General features: G+C 36.1%; 23 protein-coding genes and 4 tRNA genes. 24 read left to right on the forward strand and 3 right to left on the reverse strand.

The features are described from left to right. Positions 1-12: 12 nt before the first annotated feature. Positions 13-609, reverse strand: a complete 597-nt coding sequence (gene yyaC / locus B5P42_RS03790; protein ID WP_113733683.1) for a spore protease YyaC — start codon at positions 607-609, stop codon at positions 13-15. A gap of 260 nt (positions 610-869) precedes the next feature. On the opposite strand from yyaC, the gene B5P42_RS03795 reads away from it, so the two are divergent. The 24 genes from B5P42_RS03795 to B5P42_RS03910 all read left to right on the forward strand — a co-directional run bounded on the left by B5P42_RS03795 (position 870) and on the right by B5P42_RS03910 (position 20,245). Next, positions 870-1,727, forward strand: coding sequence for a mechanosensitive ion channel family protein (locus tag B5P42_RS03795; RefSeq protein WP_002089952.1), 858 nt, complete (start codon positions 870-872; stop codon positions 1,725-1,727). 20 nt (positions 1,728-1,747) lie between these two features. Continuing rightward, positions 1,748-1,945 (forward strand): DUF951 domain-containing protein, encoded by a 198-nt coding sequence (locus B5P42_RS03800; RefSeq protein ID WP_000436054.1) that lies wholly within the window; start codon positions 1,748-1,750, stop codon positions 1,943-1,945. Between the two features lie 115 nt (positions 1,946-2,060). Next, positions 2,061-3,161 (forward strand): redox-regulated ATPase YchF, encoded by a 1,101-nt coding sequence (gene ychF / locus B5P42_RS03805; RefSeq protein WP_002159666.1) that lies wholly within the window; start codon positions 2,061-2,063, stop codon positions 3,159-3,161. Positions 3,162-3,352: 191 nt separating this feature from the next. Further along, positions 3,353-3,643, forward strand: coding sequence for a 30S ribosomal protein S6 (gene rpsF, locus B5P42_RS03810; protein ID WP_001233782.1), 291 nt, complete (start codon positions 3,353-3,355; stop codon positions 3,641-3,643). Between the two features lie 26 nt (positions 3,644-3,669). Beyond that, entirely contained in the window at positions 3,670-4,191 is a 522-nt protein-coding gene (ssb, locus tag B5P42_RS03815; protein ID WP_000981963.1) for a single-stranded DNA-binding protein, read from the forward strand. 44 nt (positions 4,192-4,235) lie between these two features. Further along, complete coding sequence (gene rpsR, locus B5P42_RS03820; protein WP_000918874.1) at positions 4,236-4,469, forward strand: 30S ribosomal protein S18; 234 nt, start codon at positions 4,236-4,238, stop codon at positions 4,467-4,469. 79 nt (positions 4,470-4,548) lie between these two features. Next, on the forward strand, positions 4,549-5,484 hold the full coding sequence (locus B5P42_RS03825; protein WP_113733684.1) for a YybS family protein: 936 nt from the start codon (positions 4,549-4,551) through the stop codon (positions 5,482-5,484). A 78-nt stretch (positions 5,485-5,562) separates the two neighbouring features. Then, the gene (locus B5P42_RS03830; protein ID WP_113733685.1) at positions 5,563-7,536 is read left to right on the forward strand and encodes a DHH family phosphoesterase; all 1,974 of its coding nucleotides are present in this window, start codon (positions 5,563-5,565) and stop codon (positions 7,534-7,536) included. Next, positions 7,533-7,979 carry a 50S ribosomal protein L9 gene (rplI, locus tag B5P42_RS03835; RefSeq protein WP_002130186.1) on the forward strand — a complete coding sequence of 149 codons (447 nt, stop codon included), beginning with the start codon at positions 7,533-7,535 and terminating at the stop codon, positions 7,977-7,979. Before B5P42_RS03830 ends, rplI begins: the two co-directional genes overlap by 4 nt. A gap of 27 nt (positions 7,980-8,006) precedes the next feature. Further along, positions 8,007-9,368, forward strand: coding sequence for a replicative DNA helicase (gene dnaB / locus B5P42_RS03840; protein ID WP_002016457.1), 1,362 nt, complete (start codon positions 8,007-8,009; stop codon positions 9,366-9,368). A 215-nt stretch (positions 9,369-9,583) separates the two neighbouring features. Beyond that, positions 9,584-10,873, forward strand: coding sequence for an adenylosuccinate synthase (locus B5P42_RS03845; RefSeq protein ID WP_060750783.1), 1,290 nt, complete (start codon positions 9,584-9,586; stop codon positions 10,871-10,873). 154 nt (positions 10,874-11,027) lie between these two features. Continuing rightward, positions 11,028-11,103, forward strand: a tRNA-Lys gene (locus B5P42_RS03850). Positions 11,104-11,116: 13 nt separating this feature from the next. Next, positions 11,117-11,188: transfer RNA gene (locus B5P42_RS03855), tRNA-Glu, on the forward strand. Positions 11,189-11,209: 21 nt separating this feature from the next. Further along, positions 11,210-11,285, forward strand: a tRNA-Asp gene (locus B5P42_RS03860). Positions 11,286-11,326: 41 nt separating this feature from the next. Continuing rightward, positions 11,327-11,399, forward strand: a tRNA-Phe gene (locus tag B5P42_RS03865). A 282-nt stretch (positions 11,400-11,681) separates the two neighbouring features. Then, positions 11,682-12,389, forward strand: a complete 708-nt coding sequence (gene walR / locus B5P42_RS03870) for a cell wall metabolism DNA-binding response regulator WalR (protein WP_000971867.1) — start codon at positions 11,682-11,684, stop codon at positions 12,387-12,389. 3 nt (positions 12,390-12,392) lie between these two features. Continuing rightward, the gene (gene walK / locus B5P42_RS03875; RefSeq protein WP_002130184.1) at positions 12,393-14,228 is read left to right on the forward strand and encodes a cell wall metabolism sensor histidine kinase WalK; all 1,836 of its coding nucleotides are present in this window, start codon (positions 12,393-12,395) and stop codon (positions 14,226-14,228) included. Beyond that, the gene (locus B5P42_RS03880) at positions 14,225-15,562 is read left to right on the forward strand and encodes a YycH family regulatory protein (RefSeq protein ID WP_113733686.1); all 1,338 of its coding nucleotides are present in this window, start codon (positions 14,225-14,227) and stop codon (positions 15,560-15,562) included. Before walK ends, B5P42_RS03880 begins: the two co-directional genes overlap by 4 nt. Continuing rightward, on the forward strand, positions 15,543-16,379 hold the full coding sequence (locus B5P42_RS03885) for a two-component system regulatory protein YycI (protein WP_002130182.1): 837 nt from the start codon (positions 15,543-15,545) through the stop codon (positions 16,377-16,379). The genes B5P42_RS03880 and B5P42_RS03885 overlap by 20 nt, the downstream gene beginning before the upstream one ends. After that, the gene (locus B5P42_RS03890; protein WP_002167283.1) at positions 16,363-17,157 is read left to right on the forward strand and encodes an MBL fold metallo-hydrolase; all 795 of its coding nucleotides are present in this window, start codon (positions 16,363-16,365) and stop codon (positions 17,155-17,157) included. The genes B5P42_RS03885 and B5P42_RS03890 overlap by 17 nt, the downstream gene beginning before the upstream one ends. Before the next feature lie 63 nt (positions 17,158-17,220). Beyond that, entirely contained in the window at positions 17,221-18,408 is a 1,188-nt protein-coding gene (locus tag B5P42_RS03895; protein ID WP_002035000.1) for a S1C family serine protease, read from the forward strand. 53 nt (positions 18,409-18,461) lie between these two features. Then, complete coding sequence (locus B5P42_RS03900; RefSeq protein ID WP_002035001.1) at positions 18,462-18,647, forward strand: CxxH/CxxC protein; 186 nt, start codon at positions 18,462-18,464, stop codon at positions 18,645-18,647. A gap of 59 nt (positions 18,648-18,706) precedes the next feature. After that, a complete protein-coding gene (gene rlmH, locus B5P42_RS03905) occupies positions 18,707-19,186 on the forward strand; it encodes a 23S rRNA (pseudouridine(1915)-N(3))-methyltransferase RlmH (protein ID WP_002130178.1) in 480 nt (159 codons plus the stop codon). Between the two features lie 180 nt (positions 19,187-19,366). Then, a complete protein-coding gene (locus B5P42_RS03910; protein WP_002016446.1) occupies positions 19,367-20,245 on the forward strand; it encodes a radical SAM/SPASM domain-containing protein in 879 nt (292 codons plus the stop codon). A 36-nt stretch (positions 20,246-20,281) separates the two neighbouring features. On the opposite strand, the gene pepF is transcribed toward B5P42_RS03910, so the two are convergent. Together pepF and guaC are read right to left on the reverse strand one after the other, a co-directional pair. Beyond that, the gene (gene pepF, locus B5P42_RS03915; RefSeq protein ID WP_113733687.1) at positions 20,282-22,099 is read right to left on the reverse strand and encodes an oligoendopeptidase F; all 1,818 of its coding nucleotides are present in this window, start codon (positions 22,097-22,099) and stop codon (positions 20,282-20,284) included. A gap of 138 nt (positions 22,100-22,237) precedes the next feature. Then, entirely contained in the window at positions 22,238-23,221 is a 984-nt protein-coding gene (guaC, locus tag B5P42_RS03920; RefSeq protein ID WP_002068771.1) for a GMP reductase, read from the reverse strand. Positions 23,222-23,400 lie beyond the last annotated feature (179 nt).

Consider the following 23,400-nt stretch of genomic DNA (forward strand, 5'->3'; position numbering starts at 1 on the left):
CCATCTTATTGTTTATAGATGGTTTGCTTTTTTTAATGCAGATAATTTTTGATCGGTTTCTTTTATACTTTGTACAATTACATCGGCCATCTTCATGACTAAACTTAGTCTTGTATTTTGAAGTACGAAAAACTCCATGAAACCATTTAAATTTACGATGCCATGAATATGCAAGTCACCAATTTCAGGTAATTTCTTATTCATCGCAGCTCCAGGTTTACTGGGGCCCTTTCCGGTAGTTATAGAACCGATACTTTGAGATTTTCCTAAACATGCATCAACAGCAATAATAAATGAAGTAGGATTTTCTTTCTGTATATTCTGAATTTTCTCTTCTAGATTTAGTGCATGTATTGGTTCGTCTAGTGTGCCGAATACTTGAAGGTTTTTGATTTCAATTTGTTCTAGTTTAGTACCAATTAATGGACCAAGTGCATCACCGGTGGAACGGTCTGTTCCGATACAAACGAGAATGAGTGGCATATTAGTCTTAATGGGAATATGGGAAAGTAAGAAATTACTGATTGTCTCAGAGGCTTCTAAGTCATGATGCATAACATTTTGAGTTTCTTTTTCAAAAAAAGGTAAGCGAAAACTTCTAATATTCATGAAGCACCCATCCTTTTAATAAATTTTCACAATATGTTATATGGTGTGTGAAATGGAAAATTATAAGTGCATACTTTTTACAAACTGTGAATGAAAACGGGAATAATAGTACTAGTATATATATATTCGTTTCATTTTATACCTGAATGGAAGTTAACAAATGGAATTAAAGTCATAAATTTTTTTCAGAAATCAGAGAGAGTTCTGATACAATAATAAGGATAACTAAAAAGAAATTTTAGCTAGAGAGGTAGAGGGACATGGATTTAGCGTTGAAATGGTTTGAGTCCATTGATTGGACGAATATAGGTGTGAAGTCACTAAAAATAATCGTTATTTTAATACTTGGTGCAATCGTTGTGCGAGTTGCAAGGGCAATTGTACGAAATGCGTTTCGTATGGGAAGCCGTTCGCCGATTCAAATTTCAGAACGTCGTACAGTTACGGTAGCGAAGTTGCTTGAAAATATTGTGGCATACGTTGTTATGTTCATTATGTTAATTGCGATTTTAGGTGTGTTTGATATTAATGCGTCAGGTTTATTAGCCGGTGCTGGGGTAATTGGTTTAGCAGTCGGTTTTGGTGCACAAAGCTTAGTTAAAGATGTTATTACAGGATTATTTATTTTGTTAGAGGATCAATTTTCAGTAGGTGATTATGTAAGAATAGGTCAATTTGAAGGAACTGTTCTGGAAATTGGACTACGTACAACGAAGATGAAAAGCTGGACAGGTGAAATTCATATAATACCAAATGGTAGTATTGTACAAGTAACGAACTTTTCCGTTAGTAATAGTGTAGCATTTGTTGATGTATCTATTTCTTATGAAAGTGATATAGTACGAGCGGAGCAAGTTATTGAAGATTTATTAGTAGAATTACCAGAAAAATATGAGAAAATGGTAACAACACCTCAATTGCTAGGTGTTCAAACATTGGCAGCGTCTGAAGTTGTATTACGTGTTATTGCTGAAGTTGAGCCGATGCAGCATGCAGTTATTGCGAGGGCTCTTCGCAAAGAGATTAAAAATCGTCTTGATTTACATGGGATTGAAATTCCATACCCACGTATGGTTTTATATAGTCGCGAAGAATTAGTTAGTGAAAAAGCAATTTAATAGTGGGAGGGATTTAGAGAATGGAGCAAAAGCAATATAACTTGTACGATGTTGTGGAAATGAAGAAAGCCCATCCATGTGGTGAAAATCGCTGGAAGATTATTCGTATGGGAATGGATATCCGCGTTAAGTGCGAGGGGTGTGACCATTCGGTAATGATTCCTCGAAGAGAGTTTGATCGCAAGGTGAAAAAAATACTTGTGAAGCACGAAGAATAGTGAAAAAGCAACAGCTGCAGTAGACAGCCGTTGCTTTTTTTCATTTGGTGGAAACTTGTCATTTTTTTCGTTACTATCTATAATGATGAAAGATTGAGACATAGGAGTGAAAAATATGGGATTAACGGCTGGGATTGTTGGATTACCTAACGTAGGTAAGTCCACTTTATTTAATGCAATTACACAAGCAGGAGCAGAATCTGCGAACTATCCATTCTGTACAATCGATCCAAACGTAGGGATTGTAGAAGTACCAGATGAGCGTTTAAATAAATTAACGGAATTAGTAGAACCGAAAAAAACTGTTCCGACTGTATTTGAATTTACTGATATTGCAGGTATCGTAAAAGGTGCGAGTAAAGGTGAAGGGTTAGGAAATAAATTCTTATCTCACATTCGTCAAGTAGATGCAATTTGCCAAGTTGTTCGTTGTTTTGAAGATGAAAATATTACGCACGTTTCAGGAAAAGTAGATCCAATTGATGACATTGAAACAATTAACTTAGAACTAATCTTAGCGGATTTGGAATCTGTTGATAAGCGTATCGAACGAGTTGCGAAGTTAGCAAGACAAAAAGATAAAGAAGCTGTATATGAGCATGAAATTTTAGTTCGTTTAAAAGAAGCTTTTGAAGAGGGAAAACCAGCTCGTACTGTTGAATTTACAGAAGAGCAAATGAAGATTGTTAAAGGCCTGCATTTACTTACAACGAAAGAAATGCTATATGTAGCAAACGTAAGTGAAGATGATATTATGGATCCTTCCGACAATAAATATGTACAAATGGTAAAAGAATTTGCAACAAATGAAAATTCACAAGTAATTGTTGTATGTGCAAAAATAGAATCAGAAATTGCTGAGTTAGATGAGGAAGAGAAGAAAGTATTCCTTGAAGAACTAGGTATTGAAGAATCTGGTTTAGATCAATTAATTCGTGCTGCATATGATTTATTAGGACTTGCTACTTACTTCACAGCTGGTGTGCAAGAAGTACGTGCATGGACGTTTAAACAAGGTATGAAAGCACCACAATGTGCTGGTGTTATTCATACGGACTTTGAACGTGGATTTATTCGTGCGGAAACAGTTTCTTATACTGATTTAATGACAAATGGCTCTATGACAGCTGCAAAAGAAGCTGGTAAAGTACGTTTAGAAGGAAAAGAGTATATCGTAAAAGACGGAGATGTTATGCACTTCCGCTTTAACGTTTAATTTAATATTTCCTAGGAAAAATAAAGATATGAACTTGGCAAATATATTATGTGTTTGCCAAGTTTTTTACGTATTGGTGAGTTGATTCATATAACTTACTATGATATAATCTAAACTCGTGAGTAATTACTATAAATTAATTGCTCCTTGCCCATTATGGGCCGTTTAGACCAAAAGGAGGTGAAAGTGTAATGAGAAAGTACGAAATTATGTACATCATTCGTCCTGGCGTTGAAGAAGAAGCTCAAAAAGCTTTAGTTGAACGTTTCGCAGGTGTTTTAACAAACAATGGTGCAGAAATCATTAACACAAAAGAGTGGGGTAAGCGTCGTTTAGCTTACGAAATCAACGACTTACGTGAAGGTTTCTACATGATCTTAAACGTGAACTCTAACTCAGAGGCGATTAACGAATTCGACCGTTTAGCTAAGATCAACGAAGATATCCTTCGTCATATCGTTGTTAAAGAAGAAGAAAAATAATTGATATATAAGGGAGAGTGGTTCGATTGATGAATCGTGTTATCCTCGTTGGTCGTTTAACTAAGGACCCTGACTTACGTTACACGCCCAATGGTGTTGCAGTAGCTACTTTTACGTTAGCTGTGAATCGCGCATTTGCGAATCAACAAGGTGAGCGTGAAGCTGACTTTATTAATTGTGTAATATGGCGTAAACAAGCAGAAAACGTGGCAAATTATTTAAAAAAAGGTAGCTTAGCAGGCGTAGACGGACGTCTTCAAACTCGTAATTACGATGGACAAGATGGTAAACGTGTATATGTAACAGAAGTTCTTGCGGAGAGCGTACAATTTTTAGAGCCGCGTAATGGCGGTGGGGAGCAACGTGGTTCATTCAATCAGCAGCCATCAGGAGCTGGTTTCGGTAACCAAAGCTCTAACCCATTTGGTCAATCTAGTAATTCAGGTAACCAAGGTAATCAAGGTAACTCTGGATTTACGAAGAATGACGATCCATTTTCGAATGTTGGTCAACCGATTGACATTTCGGACGACGATTTACCATTTTAATGGTGTGAATCGGCTATTTTTAACAAAGAATGGAGGGAATAGACATGGCAGGACGCAAAGGTGGACGTGCGAAGCGTCGTAAGGTGTGTTTCTTCACATCTAACGGCATCACTCGCATTGACTATAAAGATGTTGATTTATTAAAACGTTTCGTTTCTGAGCGAGGTAAAATTTTACCTCGTCGTGTAACAGGAACAAGCGCGAAATACCAACGCAAACTTACAGTTGCAATTAAACGTGCTCGTCAAATGGCACTTTTACCATATGTTGGTGAATAATAGCGTATGAAATGCACAGTAGAGTCGGACTCTACTGTGCATTTTGCTATGCTTTTCTTTTTGAAAGAGAGGTTAAAATGTGAAACAAGCAAGGTTTATTACCGAAGGCGCAGCGTTATTGGCTATATATGCAATGTTATTGCTCATATCTATGTATGTTCCGATTTTGGGTACAGTTGTAACATTTGTATTGCCGTTACCATTTATATTGTTAACGATAAAATATGGCGTACCTAATGCCTTTGTGGTTTTTACAGCAGCATTTTTCATTGCTGTTATTGTGGGTCAACCGATAGGTCTAGTAAAGACAATTATGTTTGGGTGTACGGGTATTGTTTTAGGATACATGTATAAAAAACAAAGAAAGCCGTTGGAAATTTTGATAGCAGGGACACTTGCATACTTAATCGGTATTATGCTCATTTATGTTGTGAGTATAAAATTTTTCAACATAGATTTAATACAGAAAATGCAAAATATGTTTAGTGAAAGTGTAGTACAAAGTGAAAAGATAGCAAATGCTGCTGGTATGCAGGTTAGTAAGAAACAAAAAAATTTATTCGCACAAATGAATGATATATTACAAACGATACTCCCGAGTATACTTGTAATGGTTTCTGTGTGTCTTTCTTGGATTACGGTTATGATATCAGGTAGTGTTTTGAAAAAGTTAAAGCATGAAGTAACACTTTGGCCTAAATTTAAAGACATACAATTGCCAAAGAGTATTATTTGGTATTACGTCATATTTATTTTGTTAGCAACTTTTATAAAGGTAGAACCAACATCATATTTACATATGGTATTTTCTAACCTATATGTAATCTTTGCACTATTGCTCGTACTGCAAGGTTTGACATTTATCGCCTTTTTAGCACATAGAAAAGGATTTACTAAAGGTGTTCCTATTATTAGTTTTATTGTCTGCATGTTTATTCCGATGATGTTTCCTCTTGTAACAATCTTAGGTATAATTGATTTAGGGATTTCATTGCGTTCTAAAATAGGGGAATAAAATAATATTCCTTACACTATTTTAATTTGTTTAACTAACTGGAAAGTGAGTTAGTTTTACTTTATAGGAGTTGTATACATGCCTGAATTTTATAAGAAACAGTGGTTTTTATATCCTGTTTACGTATTGGCATTTTTTGTATTCGTGCTAATTTCACTCCTCTGTTACTTTCATTTAATTATGGGGATATCAGCCTTTTTTATCTTTTGTATTGTACTTTTTTTCGTTATACGATTCGAACTTACTTTTCAAAGGAATTTTGAAAAACATACGACAGATATGATTACAAGGGTAAAGAAAGTGAGTAATGAAGCATTTAACCAAATGCCAATTGGTATTTTGTTATACAATAAGGATTATGGGATTGATTGGGCGAATCCTTATTTATCATCATGTTTGGGGCAGCATGCATTAGCTGGTTGGCACCTTTACGATGTATCAGAAACATTACTCCTTTTTATTAAGGGGGAAACTTCTGACGATATAGTTTCTTTAAATAATCGAAAGTTTCGTGTTTTTGTAAGGAAAGAAGAAAAACTAATTTATTTCTTTGATGTAACGGAACAAACAGAAATTGAAAAGATGTATGAAGATCAACGCACTGTTTTAGCTGTTATTTATTTAGATAACTATGATGAAGTTACACAAGGATTAGATGACCAATTACGTACGAATATAACAAGTCTTGTGACGTCACGTCTAAATGAATGGGCTGTTAAGTATGGTGCATATTTGAAACGTGCATCTTCAGAAAGATTCTTCGTTGTACTAAATGAAAGTATTTTAGCGCAAATGGAGAAAGGGAAATTTAGTATTTTGGATCAAGTGCGTGAAGAAACATCAAAAAGGAATATACCACTTACATTAAGTGTTGGTGTTGGCTCAGGTGATTTACCTTTATCAGAGCTTGGAGGGATGGCCCAATCTGGTTTAGACCTTGCATTAGGACGAGGAGGAGACCAAGTAGCTATTAAACAAGCAACGGGTAAAGTTAAGTTTTACGGTGGTAAGACGAATCCGGTTGAAAAGCGTACTCGTGTACGTGCTAGGGTTATTTCGCATGCATTAAAGGATTTAGTATTAGAAAGCAGTAATGTCATTATAATGGGGCATAGAGCTCCTGATATGGATGCGATTGGTGCAGCGATTGGTATTTTAAAGGTAGCTCAATTAAATGAGCGCAAAGGATATATTGTATTAGATGAAAATGATTCTGATAAAGGAATCAAACGTTTGATGGATAAAGTGAAACAAAATGAAGAGTTATGGTCACATTTTATTACACCAGGGCAAGCGATGGAATTTGCAAATGATGATTCATTACTTGTTGTTGTTGACACGCATAAACCTTCAATGGTGATGGAGGAAAAACTGTTACACAAGATTGAAAATGTAGTAGTCATTGACCATCATCGCCGCGGGGAAGATTTCATTGAAGATCCATTACTTGTTTATATGGAGCCATACGCTTCTTCAACGGCAGAGCTTGTTACAGAATTACTTGAGTATCAACCGAAAAATTTAAAGATGACAATGTTAGAAGCAACGGCATTGTTAGCTGGTATTATTGTTGATACAAAAAGTTTTACATTCCGTACAGGCGCTCGTACATTTGATGCCGCTTCTTATTTACGCTCGCATGGCGCAGACACTGTACTTGTACAAGAGCTTTTAAAAGAAGATATGGGTCAGTATTTACGAGTTGCAAAAGCCATTAAAAATGCGTACATTTATAAAAATGGAATTGCGATTGCTAAAGTTGATGGTGATGAATATTATGACCAAGTACTTATTGCACAATCAGCAGACACATTATTGACAATGACAGGTATCATTGCATCGTTTGTTATTGCAAAACGTGGAGAAAATTTCATTGGAATTAGTGGTAGATCTTTAGGTGAATTGAATGTACAGCTAATTATGGAGAATTTAGGAGGTGGCGGGCACTTAACAAATGCAGCCACACAAATGAAAAATGTTACAGTAGATGAAGCGGAGGAGAAGCTTCGATTTGTTATTGATGACTATTTACAGGGAGGCACACAATCATGAAAGTAATTTTTCTAAAAGACGTAAAAGGTAAAGGTAAAAAAGGAGAAATAAAAAACGTACCAGACGGTTATGCAAATAATTTCTTACTAAAACAGGGGTTAGCTGCCGAAGCGACAAACAGCAGTATGAAAACTTTAGATGCTCAAAAGCGCAAAGAGGAAAAAGATGCAGCAGCAGAAGTTGAGAATGCAAAAGAGCTGAAAGAAACATTAGAGAAATTAACTGTAGAAGTAAAGGCGAAATCTGGAGAAGGTGGCCGCTTATTTGGTTCTATCACGAGTAAACAAATTGTAGATGTAATGCAAAAGTCACACAAGATTAAACTTGATAAACGTAAATTTGAAATGGATGATGCAATCCGTGCATTAGGTTATACAAACGTCAATGTGAAATTGCATCCGCAAGTAACAGCAACAGTAAAAGTTCATGTTAGTGAACAATAAAAATAAATTAAGCAAGGAGGATTGCGCATGAGTGATGTAATGGCTGATCGTACCCCTCCGCATAATATAGAAGCTGAGCAGGCAGTCTTAGGTGCCATATTAATTGATCAGGATGCGTTAACGTCAGCATCGGAACTATTGGTACCTGACTCATTTTATCGAACGAAACATCAAAAGATTTTTGAAGTCATGCTTGGGTTGTCTGATAAAGGAGAACCAATCGACTTAGTAATAATGACATCAGCGATGGCTGATCAAGGATTACTAGAAGAAGTTGGTGGGGTTTCTTATCTAGCAGAGTTAGCAGAAGTTGTTCCAACAGCTGCTAACGTAGAATATTATGCACGCATCATCGCTGAAAAGGCACTTTTACGTCGTTTAATTCGAACGGCGACTCATATTGTATCGGATGGATACGAGCGAGAAGATGATGTGGATGGCCTCTTAAATGAGGCTGAGAAAAAAATATTAGAAGTATCTCACCAAACAAATGCAAAAGCATTCCAAAACATTAAAGATGTTCTTGTAGATGCTTATGATAAAATTGAACTTTTGCATAATCAAAAGGGTGAAGTTACCGGGATACCAACTGGATTTACTGAATTAGATAAGATGACCGCAGGTTTTCAGCGAAATGATTTAATCATCGTGGCGGCGCGTCCATCGGTAGGAAAAACTGCATTTTCACTAAATATCGCACAAAACGTAGCGACGAAAACTGATGAAAATGTAGCGATTTTTAGTTTAGAGATGGGCTCTGATCAGCTTGTTATGCGTATGCTTTGTGCAGAAGGAAATATTGATGCACAAAGACTTCGTACCGGTTCATTAACTTCTGATGATTGGGCGAAATTAACAATGGCGATGGGTAGCCTTTCTAATGCTGGTATATATATTGATGATACACCAGGGATTAAAGTAAATGAGATTCGAGCAAAATGTCGTAGATTAAAGCAAGAGCAAGGTCTTGGGATGGTTTTGATTGACTATTTACAGCTTATTCAAGGAAGTGGGAAATCAGGAGAAAACCGTCAGCAGGAAGTATCTGAGATTTCTCGTACATTAAAAGGGATTGCACGTGAATTGCAAGTACCTGTTATTGCCTTGTCGCAGTTATCTCGTGGTGTAGAATCTCGTCAAGATAAACGTCCGATGATGTCTGACATTCGTGAATCAGGAAGTATCGAGCAGGATGCTGACATTGTAGCCTTCCTATATCGTGAAGATTACTATGACCGTGAAACAGAAAATAAAAATACAATTGAAATTATCATTGCAAAACAACGTAATGGTCCGGTAGGTTCAGTAGAGCTTGCGTTTGTTAAGGAATTTAATAAATTCGTCAACTTAGAACGCCGCTTTGAGGATGGACATGCACCGCACGCATAAAGGCAGTATAAAAAAGAAACACATTTCTTATAATAAGATGTGTTTCTTTTTTTTTATATGAAAGATAGGGCTTTCATAAGATGAATATGTAATTCTTACGAACGAAAACGTTTTTTGATAAAAAAATGTTCGCTTTTTGGTTGACTTCTCTTTCTGTTTTGGTACAATTATATTGTTTGAATAGATCGTTTGAAAATTGCGGAGGTGCTTTAATAATGTCTTCAGTAGTAGTTGTAGGAACACAATGGGGCGACGAAGGAAAAGGTAAAATCACTGATTTTCTTTCTGAGCATGCGGAAGTAGTTGCAAGATATCAAGGTGGAAATAACGCGGGACATACAATTGTTTTCGGCGGAGTTAAATATAAATTACACTTAATTCCATCTGGTATTTTCTATAAAGAGAAAATTTGTGTAATCGGAAATGGCTTAGTAGTAGATCCGAAAGCATTACTTGAAGAGTTGAAATACTTACACGATCGTGGTGTAAGTACTGATAATTTACGTGTAAGTAACCGTGCGCACGTTATTTTACCTTATCACTTAAAACAAGATGAGTTAGAAGAAGCGAGTAAAGGTGATAACAAGATTGGTACAACGAAAAAAGGTATCGGTCCTGCATATATGGATAAAGCTGCTCGTATTGGTATCCGTATGGCTGATCTTTTAGACCGTGAAGCATTTAAAGAGAAGCTTGAGCGTAATTTAGTGGAGAAAAATCGTTTGTTTGAAAAAATGTACGATACAGAAGGTTTCAGCGTAGAAGAAATCTTTGAAGAGTACTTCGAATACGGACAACAAATCGCACATTACGTATGCGATACATCTGTCGTATTAAATGATGCACTAGATAACAATAATCGTGTATTATTTGAAGGTGCACAAGGTGTTATGCTTGATATCGACCACGGTACGTACCCGTTCGTTACATCTTCTAACCCAATTGCTGGTGGTGTAACAGTTGGAACTGGAGTTGGTCCTGCGAAAGTTACTCGCGTTGTAGGTGTATGTAAAGCATATACAAGCCGTGTTGGTGATGGTCCATTCCCTACTGAACTTAATGATGAAATCGGTCACCAAATTCGTGAAGTTGGTCGTGAATACGGAACAACAACGGGTCGTCCACGCCGTGTAGGTTGGTTCGATAGCGTTGTTGTAAGACATGCACGTCGTGTTAGTGGTTTAACAGATTTATCATTAAACTCTATCGATGTATTAACAGGTATTCCAACTGTTAAAATTTGTGTTGCTTACAAATGCGATGGCGAAGTTATCGATGAAGTTCCAGCTAACTTAAACATTTTAGCGAAATGTGAGCCTGTATATGAAGAGCTTCCAGGTTGGACAGAAGATGTTACTGCTGTGAAATCATTGGATGAGCTTCCTGAAAATGCAAGAAAATACGTAGAGCGTGTTTCTGAATTAACAGGAATCCAATTATCTATGTTCTCGGTTGGACCAGATCGTAATCAAACAAATATCGTTCGTAATGTATACGAAGCTTAATTGATATAAAAAATTGATTTTTTTAAGAAAAAACTCATATTTTTATGAGTTTTTTCTTATTTTTTATAAAAAAATAAAAAAGGGTATTGCAAAAATGAAAGATAGCATGTTATGATATGTCTTGTCGTCACGAAAATATGACGTTGGTGAGTATGAGCCATTAGCTCAGTTGGTAGAGCATCTGACTTTTAATCAGAGGGTCGAAGGTTCGAATCCTTCATGGCTCACCATTTTATTTTTCGTGGCCCGTTGGTCAAGTGGTTAAGACACCGCCCTTTCACGGCGGTAACACGGGTTCGAATCCCGTACGGGTCATGTTTTTTTATGTTCATTTTTGGTCCCGTGGTGTAGTGGTTAACATGCCTGCCTGTCACGCAGGAGATCGCCGGTTCGACCCCGGTCGGGACCGCCACTTTTGTTTATACCACCATTAGTGGTTTTATATATAGTTTTGGCTCGGTAGCTCAGTCGGTAGAGCAGAGGACTGAAAATCCTCGTGTCGGCGGTTCGATTCCGTCCCGAGCCACTCTCAGGATATTAAGTGGGCCCACTTAATATCCTTTTTATTTTGTCCAGTTTTACAAATGTGGGTAGTTATTTTACAATAGAATGAGGAGCCTCTAGCAGTTGAAGCTAGAGGTTTTTCTATAGATCGTATAGGATTCTGTGTAAAAGTGGATGATACATGAGTCTATGAGAATAGAGGAGAAATACTTAGACTAAGATTGTTGTCATATAGGAACATACTATAGAAACACCAATATGTTTGAGGGTTATTGATCATATTTTTATAAGGAGGAAATAGACGATGATGGGAAAGAAAATTTTAGTAGTTGATGATGAAAAGCCAATTGCGGATATTTTGAAGTTCAACCTAGAAAAAGAAGGTTTTGAAATTGTAATGGCGCATGATGGTGATGAGGCGATTGAAAAAGCAAATGAAGAACAGCCAGATATGGTTTTATTAGATATTATGTTACCGGGAAAAGACGGTTTAGAGGTATGTCGTGAAATACGTAAAAGCTCAGAAATGCCAATTATTATGCTTACAGCAAAAGACTCTGAAATTGATAAAGTATTAGGGCTTGAGCTTGGGGCAGATGATTATGTAACGAAGCCATTTAGTACGAGGGAGTTACTTGCTCGTGTGAAAGCGAATTTACGTCGCCATCAGCAGGGTGGTGCTGCAGAGAAAGAAGAAAATACCGAAATGGTTATTGGACCAATCGTTATCAATTCGAACGCTTATAGTGTAACAAAGCGTGAAGAAAGCATTGAGCTTACACATCGTGAATTTGAATTACTACATTATTTAGCGAAGCATTTAGGTCAAGTTATGACTCGTGAACATTTATTACAAACAGTTTGGGGTTATGATTATTTTGGAGATGTACGTACAGTAGACGTAACAGTACGTCGTTTACGCGAAAAAATTGAAGATAATCCAAGTCATCCTACTTTAATTGTAACTAGACGTGGGGTAGGGTATTACTTGCGTGACCCAGAACAGGAATAGTATATGAAGAAAGTTGGTTTTTTTCAATCTATTCATTTAAAATTTGTGCTCATATATATGCTGTTAATATTAATAGCAATGCAAGTAATTGGTGTATATTTCGTCAGGGAATTAGAAAAAAGCCTTGTAAAAGGCTTTCAAGATTCCTTAACGCAGCAAACAAATCTACTTTCTTATAACCTGAAGCAAGAGTTTGTAAAAGAACGTCCTAAAACAGAATCAGTAGATAAAGCTATTAATGATTCGATTCAAAAATTCGCATCAGATCGTAAGAAAGATATTCAAGAAGTAAGTGTAATTGATGCTACTAAAAAATTAATGGCAATTTCAGACGGGTCTAAGCAAAATAAGGTAGGAAGAACGTCAGCAGATACAGCTGTACAACGGGTAATGGTACAAAAGAAACCAGAGTCAAAGATTGAGAAAGATGGAAATACAGGTCATCGAGTTCAAGTTATGATTACCCCTATTCTAAAAGAGCCAGGCGGAGAGGTACTTGGTGTCATTCATATCGTTGCATCTATGGAAGATGTGTATAAACAAATGAAGGACATCAACCAAATTTTCGCAACGGGGACAGTAATTGCTTTATTAGTAACAGCTGTACTTGGAATTTTATTGGCTCAAACAATTACGAGACCAATTTCAGATATGCGAAGACAAGCAATTGAAATGGCGAAAGGAAATTATTCGCGAAAAGTAAAGGTGCATAGTCACGATGAGATTGGACAATTAGCATTATCTTTTAACAATTTATCTAAAAAATTACAACAAGCTCGTTCCTCCACAGAAAGTGAAAGACGAAAATTATCATCCGTTTTATCACATATGACAGATGGAGTAATTGCTACTGATCGAAAAGGGGATATCATTTTATTAAATGATCCTGCGGAAAAGATGTTAAATGTTTCGCGTGAAACGGCGCTAGATCAATCAGTGTTAGAAGTGCTAGGAATACAAGAAGAATTTACACTGGATCATTTATATGAAGAGCCTGATTCAGTTTTATTAGATTTTAGTACGAGAAATGAACCATATATTTTACGTGCTAGTTTCTCTGTTATTCAAAAAGAAACAGGGAAGGCAAATGGTTTAATTGCTGTATTATATGATGTAACAGAGCAGGAGCGGATAGAACAAGAGCGCCGTGAGTTTGTTGCGAACGTATCTCATGAGTTAAGAACGCCGTTAACAACGATGCGCAGTTACTTAGAAGCACTTACTGATGGAGCATGGCAAGATCCCAATATTGCACCGCAATTTTTAACAGTTACACAAGAAGAAACGGAAAGAATGATCAGGCTTGTAAATGCATTGTTACAACTATCTAAACTAGATAGTACAGAACATCGCTTAATGAAGGAATGGGTCGACTTTACTGATTTCTTTAATAACGTTATCGATCGTTTTGAAATGTCTAAAGAGCAAAATGTAAGCTTCAAACGATCTTTCTCTAAAAAATCTCGATTTATTGATATGGATACAGACAAAATTACACAAGTTTTATATAACATTATTTCCAATGCACTAAAATATTCGCCAGAAGGTGGTACAGTAACATATCGCCTACGTGACCGCGGGGAGTTATTAGAGATTAGTGTGAGTGATCAAGGAATGGGAATTCCGAAAGAAAATGTAGATAAAATATTTGAACGTTTTTATCGTGTAGATAAAGCGCGTTCGAGACAAATGGGTGGTACAGGTCTTGGGTTAGCCATTGCGAAAGAAATGATTGAGGCACATGGCGGCTCGGTTTGGGCGAAAAGTGAGGAAGGAAAAGGGACAACTATTTATTTCACATTGCCAATGGCGACAGATGAAGAGGACGATTGGGAATGAGTATGGAAAACTTTAAAACGATAGTTCTAATTAATTTGGTTGTCATTAGTCTATTTCTTACTTTTAACTTGTGGACATATGTTCCTGATTCTACTTCTATGCAAAATACAAAGTTCGTTCAAGGTAACGAAGAGATAAATACGATAAAGATTTCGGAGGTTGTTCGCCCATCCTCTGTCGTTATTCATAAAGAGAAAAATCATTATGTAAGCGAAAAGAAGGAAAATGTGGATTCGATCTATAAAATTCTTGAAAACGGAGAATTACATACTTTCGAGGAAATAACGGGGACAGTCCCTAAAGGTGATTTTCTGTCTTATGTACACGGAGAAGAAAAAATTGAATTTGTTTTTCCTACAAATATCCCGTTAGATACGATTAAAAATATGTTTAATATTAAAGATAAAAACATAGAAAGTAACAGGAGTTTTAATCGTATTATAATTGATCCTTCTAGAAGTAAGGACCAAGAAATTAAAGTTAGCTTTGTTTCCTATGATACTCCTCATAAAATATATCAAGCAACATTGAGTGGTGCTTATATAAAGGATATTATAAATGCTCAAAATCAACTTATAACAGTAGCAAGACCATATTTTGAGTATCAAATAAATGATACAAAAAAACTTTTTTTACCAGAGGGGATTACGGAATTAAGTAAGGCAGAGTATATTACAGCTAAACTAGAAGTGGATCCATTTAAAAATGCTTTATTTAGTGATCCACGTTATTTAAGTCCTATTTCTGAGAAAACAAAGGAAACATTTACAGATGGCATCCGTTCTATGGAAATTGATAAGTCGGATGCAATGTTGAAATATAAAAATTCCGCTGTACATGGTGATAAATCTACGGATAATGCGGTAATTTTACAAAAAAGTTTTGACTTTGTAAGTGGGCATAGTGGATCCTTGAAGTCCTATCGTTTTGATTATATTAATGGGAGGAAAACTTCATTCCGTTTATATGAGGATGGTTTGCCTGTATTTAATGCAAATGGAATAGCGGAATTAAAACAAGTATGGGGTTCAGGTGAAATTATGCAGTATGAAAGACCCTTTTTTGAGTTCAGTATTACTTTGCCTAGTAAACAACAAACAACTTCTCTCGCATCAGGTCGTACAGTGATGACATCACTAGAGAATAATCCAGAAATTGATAAAAAATCAATTCAGGATGTTGGTATTGGTTATAAAATGTCATTGGAACCGTCCATCAGTGATGTGAGAATCGCTGTCTTACAGCCGATATGGTATGTAAAATGTGAAGAAGATGGTAAGCAACAAATATATGAGTGGAGTGAGGGGGGACTAAATGGATTGGGATCGAATTAAGACCATATTTATTGTGACCTTTTTTGTTTTAGACCTCTTTCTTATCTTTCAGTTCATTCAAAAGCAAGATAGTAATCAATTAGAACTTGTGACGGAAACGAAAATTGATCAACAATTAAAAGCTGAAAAAATTACTATGGGAAATTTTCCTAAAGAACCGAAAAAAGAGTCATTTATAATGGCGAAAAATAAGGGTTTCAAAGAAGAAGATGTGGAATCTTTAAAAAATCAAACAGCGCATGTGCAAGACGAATATCAAATAGAGGGTAAATTAAAAGAGCCTTTTTTAAATACAAAATCATTGTCAAAAGATAAGTATAATGAGTTTTTGAAAAATTATGTGCTGGATGGACAAAAATATGAGTTTGGAGCAATAAAGGACTCAAAAATTTACTTCTTTCAAAAGTATAAAGATAAACCAATCTTCTACAATAATCGTGCGATGATTGTTGTAGATTTAAATGAAAAAAATGAGCTTATTTCATATACACAAACAATGTTAACGGATTTGAAGGAAATGGGCGAAAGCGAAAAGACGAAAGAACAAGAAATTATTACTGCTCAAACAGCTTTAGAAAATATATATTTGAAAAATAAAATTGCAGAAAATACGCACGTGAAAGAGGCGCAGATTGGATATGCGACTCTTGCGGAGTCTTCTTCTAATATACAAGTGCTTGCTCCAACATGGAACTTAAAGACAGAACAAAAAAAGGATTTTTTTGTGAATGCAATTGAAGGACAAGTTATGGAATTAGGGGAAACTCAAGTGCCGGAAGAACATAATGGAGTGAGAAAGAATGAGCATGCATTTTAGTGTACTTGCAAGTGGAAGTACAGGGAATATGCTATATGTAGGAACAGATGAAAAAAAACTGCTTGTCGATGCAGGTTTAAGTGGTAAAGCGACAGAGGCTTTATTTAAACAAGCTGAACTGAATATAAATGACATATCAGGTATTCTTGTAACACATGAGCATAGTGATCACATTAAAGGATTAGGTGTATTGGCGCGTAAATATGATTTACCTGTTTATGCGAACGAGAAAACATGGAATGCAATGGAACATTTAATAGGTAATATCCCAACTGATCAAAAATTCATTTTCTCAGTAGGAGACGTGAAAACATTTGGGGATATTGAAGTTGAATCATTTGGTGTTTCTCATGATGCGGCGGAACCGATGTTTTACGCTTTTCATAACAATAATAGAAAGTTAGCTCTTATTACAGATACGGGCTACGTAAGTGACCGTATGAAAGGTGTTATTAAGGGAGCAAATGCTTTTGTGTTTGAAAGCAATCATGATGTGGAAATGCTTCGTATGGGACGCTATCCATGGAGCATTAAGCGACGTATTTTAAGCGACGTTGGCCACGTTTGTAATGAGGACGCTGCATTAGCGATGGCTGATGTTATTACAGATGAGACAAAACACATTTATTTAGCACATTTAAGCTTAGATAATAACATGAAAGAATTAGCGCGTATGTCTGTATCACAAGTATTAGAAGAAAAAGGTTTTGGGGTTGGAAAATCCTTTGAAATACATGATACAGATCAAAAAGTGCCTACGAAAATTCAATACGTATAATTCTTCATTTTAGTAAACAATAAAGGTGAATATAGTTGTTTTCAGGAAGATAGGTGAACAAATATGTCCTTTATTGATGAAGAAAAATATCGTATTAAACGTGCAGGGAAAAAGAAACATAAAGGTATTGTCATTTCTAGTATAGCGGGGACAATTGTAGGGGCTTCATTATTTGCATTTGGAGCTCCTTTATTTTCAAATCATGCAGGTAAGCTTCCGCAAGCTGAAGCAAGTGAAAAAAATATGGCTGAAGCTCAAAGTGGAAATGTTCCTGTTAAACAGATTAGCTTTGTAGACGCTGTTGATCGTGCTTCAGAGGCTGTTGTTGGTGTTATTAATATTCAACGAGACAATTTTTCAGAGGCTGATTCGGAAGCTGGTACAGGCTCTGGTGTGATTTATAAGAGAACAGATGGACATGCGTATATTGTAACGAATAACCACGTTGTTGCTGGGGCGAATCGTATTGAAGTGAGCTTAAGTGACGGTAAGAAAATTCCAGGTAAAGTATTAGGAACCGATGTAGTCACGGACTTAGCTGTACTAGAAATAGATGCGAAGCATGTGAAGAAAGTGATTGAAATTGGCGACTCTAATACCGTTCGTAGAGGAGAACCAGTTATTGCGATTGGAAATCCACTGGGGTTACAATTTTCCGGAACTGTCACACAAGGTATTATTTCGGCTAATGAGCGTATTGTTCCTGTAGATTTAGATCAAGATGGACATTACGATTGGCAAGTAGAAGTATTGCAAACAGATGCGGCAATTAATCCAGGTAATAGTGGTGGAGCGCTTGTAAATGTAGCGGGACAATTAATAGGTATTAACTCAATGAAAATTGCAGCAAAAGAAGTAGAAGGAATTGGACTAGCTATTCCAGTTACGAGAGCTGTTCCTATTATGAATGAACTAGAAAAGTACGGTAAAGTAAGAAGACCTTACGTTGGGATTGAACTAAGATCATTAAATGAGATTCCGAGTTACTATTGGTCAAAAACATTACACTTACCAGGTAACGTAACAGAAGGAGTCTGCATTTTAGATGTGAAAAGTCCTTCGCCAGGTACGGATGCGGGTCTTAGAGAACATGATGTTATTGTGGCGGTAGATGGAAAAGCGGTGCACGATATTATTGGGTTCCGCACGGCCTTATATAATAAAAAAATTAATGATAAAATGACTCTTACGTTTTATCGTGGTACAAAACGAGCGACAACAACGGTGAAATTAGGCATTCAAAAGTATTAAAAACAGGAGGGTCTACCTCCTGTTTTCTATTGTAGAAAAGTGAGGTGAAGAATATGAATTTACCTTGTTGTTTAGAACATGTTGAATTAGCATTAGATATCATTGTGGATGAGTGTGAAGTTGCACCGGTTATTAACAATGTGGATAACTCTAAAGAAGAGAAAAAAACATGTGAATTTTGTCAAAATGAGGCGACATATGTTGTATCGAACACAGATTCTCACACAATATGTGGGTAACATTTGTGGATATGTGGATAAGTCCTGTGGATAACGTGTTTGTAAGGTGGGGAATAAATGTGAATATCTCGATTATTTCAATCGGAAAATTAAAAGAAAAATACTTAAAACAAGGTATAGCAGAATACTTAAAACGATTATCTTCTTACGCAAAAGTAGAAGTAATTGAATTGCCAGATGAAAAGGCACCAGAAAATTTAAGTGCAGCAGAAATGTTAATTGTAAAAGAAAAAGAAGGTATTCGTATACTGGATAAAATTTCTGATGATACGCATGTCATTGCGTTAGCTATAGAAGGAAAACAAAAATCATCAGAAGAATTTGCGGTAAGTATAGATCGCCTTGCTACATATGGAAAGAGCAAGATCACATTTGTAATTGGTGGATCACTGGGGCTTAGTTCTGAAGTAATGAAGCGTTCAAACGAATCTCTTTCTTTTTCGAAGATGACATTACCACATCAATTAATGCGATTAGTATTGCTTGAGCAGGTGTATAGAGCGTTTCGGATTAATCGTGGTGAACCGTATCATAAATAAATTTTTCATTTGTATATAAAGAGTAAAAAAGACCATTGGACAAAAATCACCGATGGTCTTTTAAACATTAATAGATGGTATGTAGATTTCCTAAAATAAGTATGTTTCTATTTCTAAAAAAATATGCTGTAATATGAAGAGGGAAAAAGTATAAGTAGTCATAGAAGTGAGGAATTAAAGGTGAAGAAGTTTAAGAAGTTTTACTTGGAGATTACGAGTGTATGTAATCTTGCGTGCAGCTTTTGTCCGCCGACGGAAAGGCAGAAGCAATTCATTTCTGTAGAGGATTTTGCTAAAAGATTAGACCAAATTAAACCTCACACAGACTACATTTATTTGCACGTGAAGGGTGAGCCGTTGCTCCATCCGAAAATAGATCAACTATTAGATTTAAGCCATGAAAAAGGGTTTAAAGTTAATATTACAACGAACGGAACGTTAATTAATAAGAGAAGGCATAGACTGTTAAATAAGCCAGCTCTAAGACAAATGAATTTTTCACTGCACAGTTTTGATGGACACCCAGGTTCGCAAGATAAAGAGGGCTATGTAAGGAGTATACTTTCTTTCATTAGAGAGGCAACAAGTCAATCGGACTTAATCGTTTCACTAAGATTATGGAATTTAACTCAGGATAATAAAACAAATGCTGAAATCCAAAAAAATAGGGATTTATTATCTATAATTGAAAATGAGTTTGATCTATCTTATCAAATTGAAGAGAAGCTTACACCGGGAAAAGGTATAAAAATTGCGGAACGTGTCTTTATTAATCAAGACTATGAATTCCAGTGGCCGGCATTGCATGAAGAAGAGGATGATGGAAAAGGATTCTGTCATGGTCTTCGAAATCAGGCTGGAATCTTAGCGAACGGAACGGTTATTCCTTGTTGTCTAGATGGTGAGGGAATTATTAATCTTGGAAATATTAATAATGATTCATTCTCTAATATTATTGAAGGCGAAAGAGCGAACAATATTGTAGATGGATTTTCAAAAAGGGTTGCAGTAGAAGAACTATGTAGAAAGTGCGGATACCGCAAAAGATTTGGAAAGTAAATATAGAATAAGCCCTCATAAAGCGAGGGCTTATTTTTATTCTTGATAAGAACGTTCTAATTCATCAATTAAGGAACCGACGTAAGAAACGGCTTTACGGATTGCATCTGGTTTTGACATGTCTACTCCAGCGTGTTTCATTAATTCAAGTGGTTTCATTGTACCGCCTGCACGGAGTACATCAAGCCAGCGATCAACAGCAGGTTGTCCCTCTTCTTTAATCATTTGAGCTACAGCGGTAGAAGCAGTTAGTCCCGCAGAATATGTGTAAGAATATAAGCCCATATAATAGTGAGGTTGACGCATCCATGTTAAACCGGCGCCTTCATCAATTTCTACGGAATCTCCCCAGAATATCGAAAGGACCTTCGTTTTTATTTCAGTTAAAGTTGTAGCTGTGAGTGCTTGCCCTTCTTCTGCTAGAGCGTATACTCTTCTTTGATATTCTCCCTCAAGTAGATGGGTAACGAAGTTGTGGTAATATGTGCCGAGTAGTTGCAGAATAACCCATCTGCGCATTCTCTTATCTTCAGTAGTCGCAAGTAAATGCTGGGCTAATAGTAATTCATTCATCGTTGATGGAGCTTCAACGAAGTACATAGATGGACGCACATTCATAATACGCTGATTTTTATTTGCTAAATAAAAATGACCAGCATGTCCAAATTCATGAGCTAATGTGAAACACCCGCGCATCGTACCCTGCCATGTAATTAAAATATAAGGGTGAGAACCGTATGGGCTAGAGCAGAAGGCACCTGTTGATTTTCCTACGTTATCTGCAAGGTCTACCCATCTTTCTTTGAAGCCCTTTTCGATAATGGAACTATATTCATTTCCTAATACTTTTAAAGAATCTTGAATGAGTTTGCCAGCTTCTTCGTAAGTGATTGTTGGATTAAATTCAGGATCTAACGGTGCATGTAAGTCACAGAAAAGCATTTGATCAAGCCCTAATACATTCTTTTTTAAATCTGCAAAACGGCGCATATGAGGCGCTAATTCGTTATAAATAATATCTAGTTGGTTGTTATACATTTCAAGTGGAACTTTTTGAGGTTCTAAAAGCATATGGGTAACGGACTCGTACTTGCGCAAACGAGAAAGCGCCACTTGTTTTTTTACTTCAGTAGCATATGTTGTTGCAACTGTATTTTTATATCGTTTCAATGTGGAAACAAATGATGAATATGCTTTTTTACGTATATATGCGCTTGGAGAAAATTCATATTTGCTTTCGAATAATGCAAACGATACAGGCAAATCATTTCCCTGTTCATCTTGTATAGAAGGGAAATCCATATCGGCTAATTTAGTCATGCCGTAAATTTTGTAGGGTGAACTATGAACTTCGCCGAGTGCAGCAAGAGCTTCTTCTGTTTCAGGAGAGAGAGTGTGCTGCCTCTTTTTGAGTATCTCTAGTAATGATTTACGGAAAGGTTCAAGTTTTATTTCCTCAGTTAAATATTTTTCAATTGTTCCCTCCTCAAATGAGAGAATTTCGTTATGAATAAAGGATAGTGCGGTATGTACATTCGTTCCTAGAGCGGAAATTTTGGAAGAGTTCGCTTGAATAACTGAATCTGTACGATCAGCGGATTCTTTTAAATTTGCATATGTGCCGAGTTTTGTTAACTTCATTAAAAGCTCTTCTTCTAAAAGCAGGCAATTTAATAAGGTAGCGGGACCAGTGTGTAATTGTCCTTTAAATGCATCAAGTTTTTTTATATCGTCTGTTAATACACGTAATGCAGTTTCCCACTCTTTATCAGATTCGTATAAATTAGAAAGATCCCATGTTAATTCAGCAGGGACTTCCGCGCGAATAAGGCGTTTCTCAATTACATTTTTCATTTGTTATATCCCCCTTATTATAAGTATCTAAAAACATGATACTAGAAAATTCAGTAAAATAAAAATATTTTACATTTTTATACATGAAAAAGAAGGACAAGCATAAAAAATGCTTGTCCTTCGAGTTAAATTTAAGAATTAATATACTTTATCGCCGTTGAAAATAGAGTTTTTCACGACTACATAATCTACAGTACGAATTGCGTCTAATTTTGTTCCACCAGCGTAAGAAATAGAGGATTGAAGATCTTGTTCCATTTCGATTAAAGTGTCTTCTAAAGAACCTTTATGCTCAACGAACATTTTCTTACCTTCAACGTTTTTCTTCTCACCTTTTTGGAATTCAGAAGCTGAGCCGAAGTACTCTTTATAAAGTTTGCCATCTTTTTCGATTGTTTCCCCTGGAGACTCTTCATGACCAGCGAATAGAGAACCGACCATAACCATAGTTGCTCCAAACCGAATTGATTTAGCTACGTCGCCATGTGTACGAATACCACCGTCAGCGATAATTGGCTTACTTGCGGCTTTTGCACACCAGCGAAGTGCAGCTAGCTGCCAACCGCCAGTTCCAAAGCCTGTTTTAATTTTAGTAATACAAACTTTACCAGGTCCAATGCCAACTTTTGTTGCATCAGCACCAGCGTTTTCTAATTCTCTTACCGCTTCTGGAGTTCCAACGTTTCCAGCGATAACGAAGCTTTCTGGTAAATGTTTTTTAATATGTTGAATCATGTTGATCACAGCGTTAGAGTGACCATGTGCGATATCGATTGTAATGTATTCAGGTGAAAGTTGCTCAGCAGCTAATTGTTGTACGAATTCGTACTCGTCTTCTTTAACACCAACGCTGATTGAAGCAATTAATCCACGTGATTGCATATCTCTAATGAATGAAATTCGTTTCTCTGGTTGGAAACGATGCATGATATAGAAGTAATTATTTTCAGCTAAATAAGTTGCGATTCTTTCATCAATAATCGTTTGCATATTTGCAGGTACGACAGGTAATTTAAATTTATGTTTTCCTAAAGTGACAGTTGTATCACATTCAGATCGGCTATTTACAATACATTTTGCAGGAATTAATTGAATGTCTTCATAGTCAAATACGTTTTCCATCATTTACACCCCTAAAATACGAATATTTTGCATAGTTTACTTAAAAATGTTCGTCCAAATGATAATTTACAGTATTTTTAGTAATAAGTCAAAGGTTTTAATGTTTAATTTTAAAAAATAAAGCTTATTTAATATTTTTGGATTTATATGGCTACAATGTATTTTAATGTGTAATCGAT

It is taken from the genome of Bacillus sp. SRB_331, from assembly GCF_003264175.1.
In the GTDB taxonomy this organism is placed as follows: Bacteria; Bacillota; Bacilli; order Bacillales; family Bacillaceae_G; genus Bacillus_A; species Bacillus_A mycoides.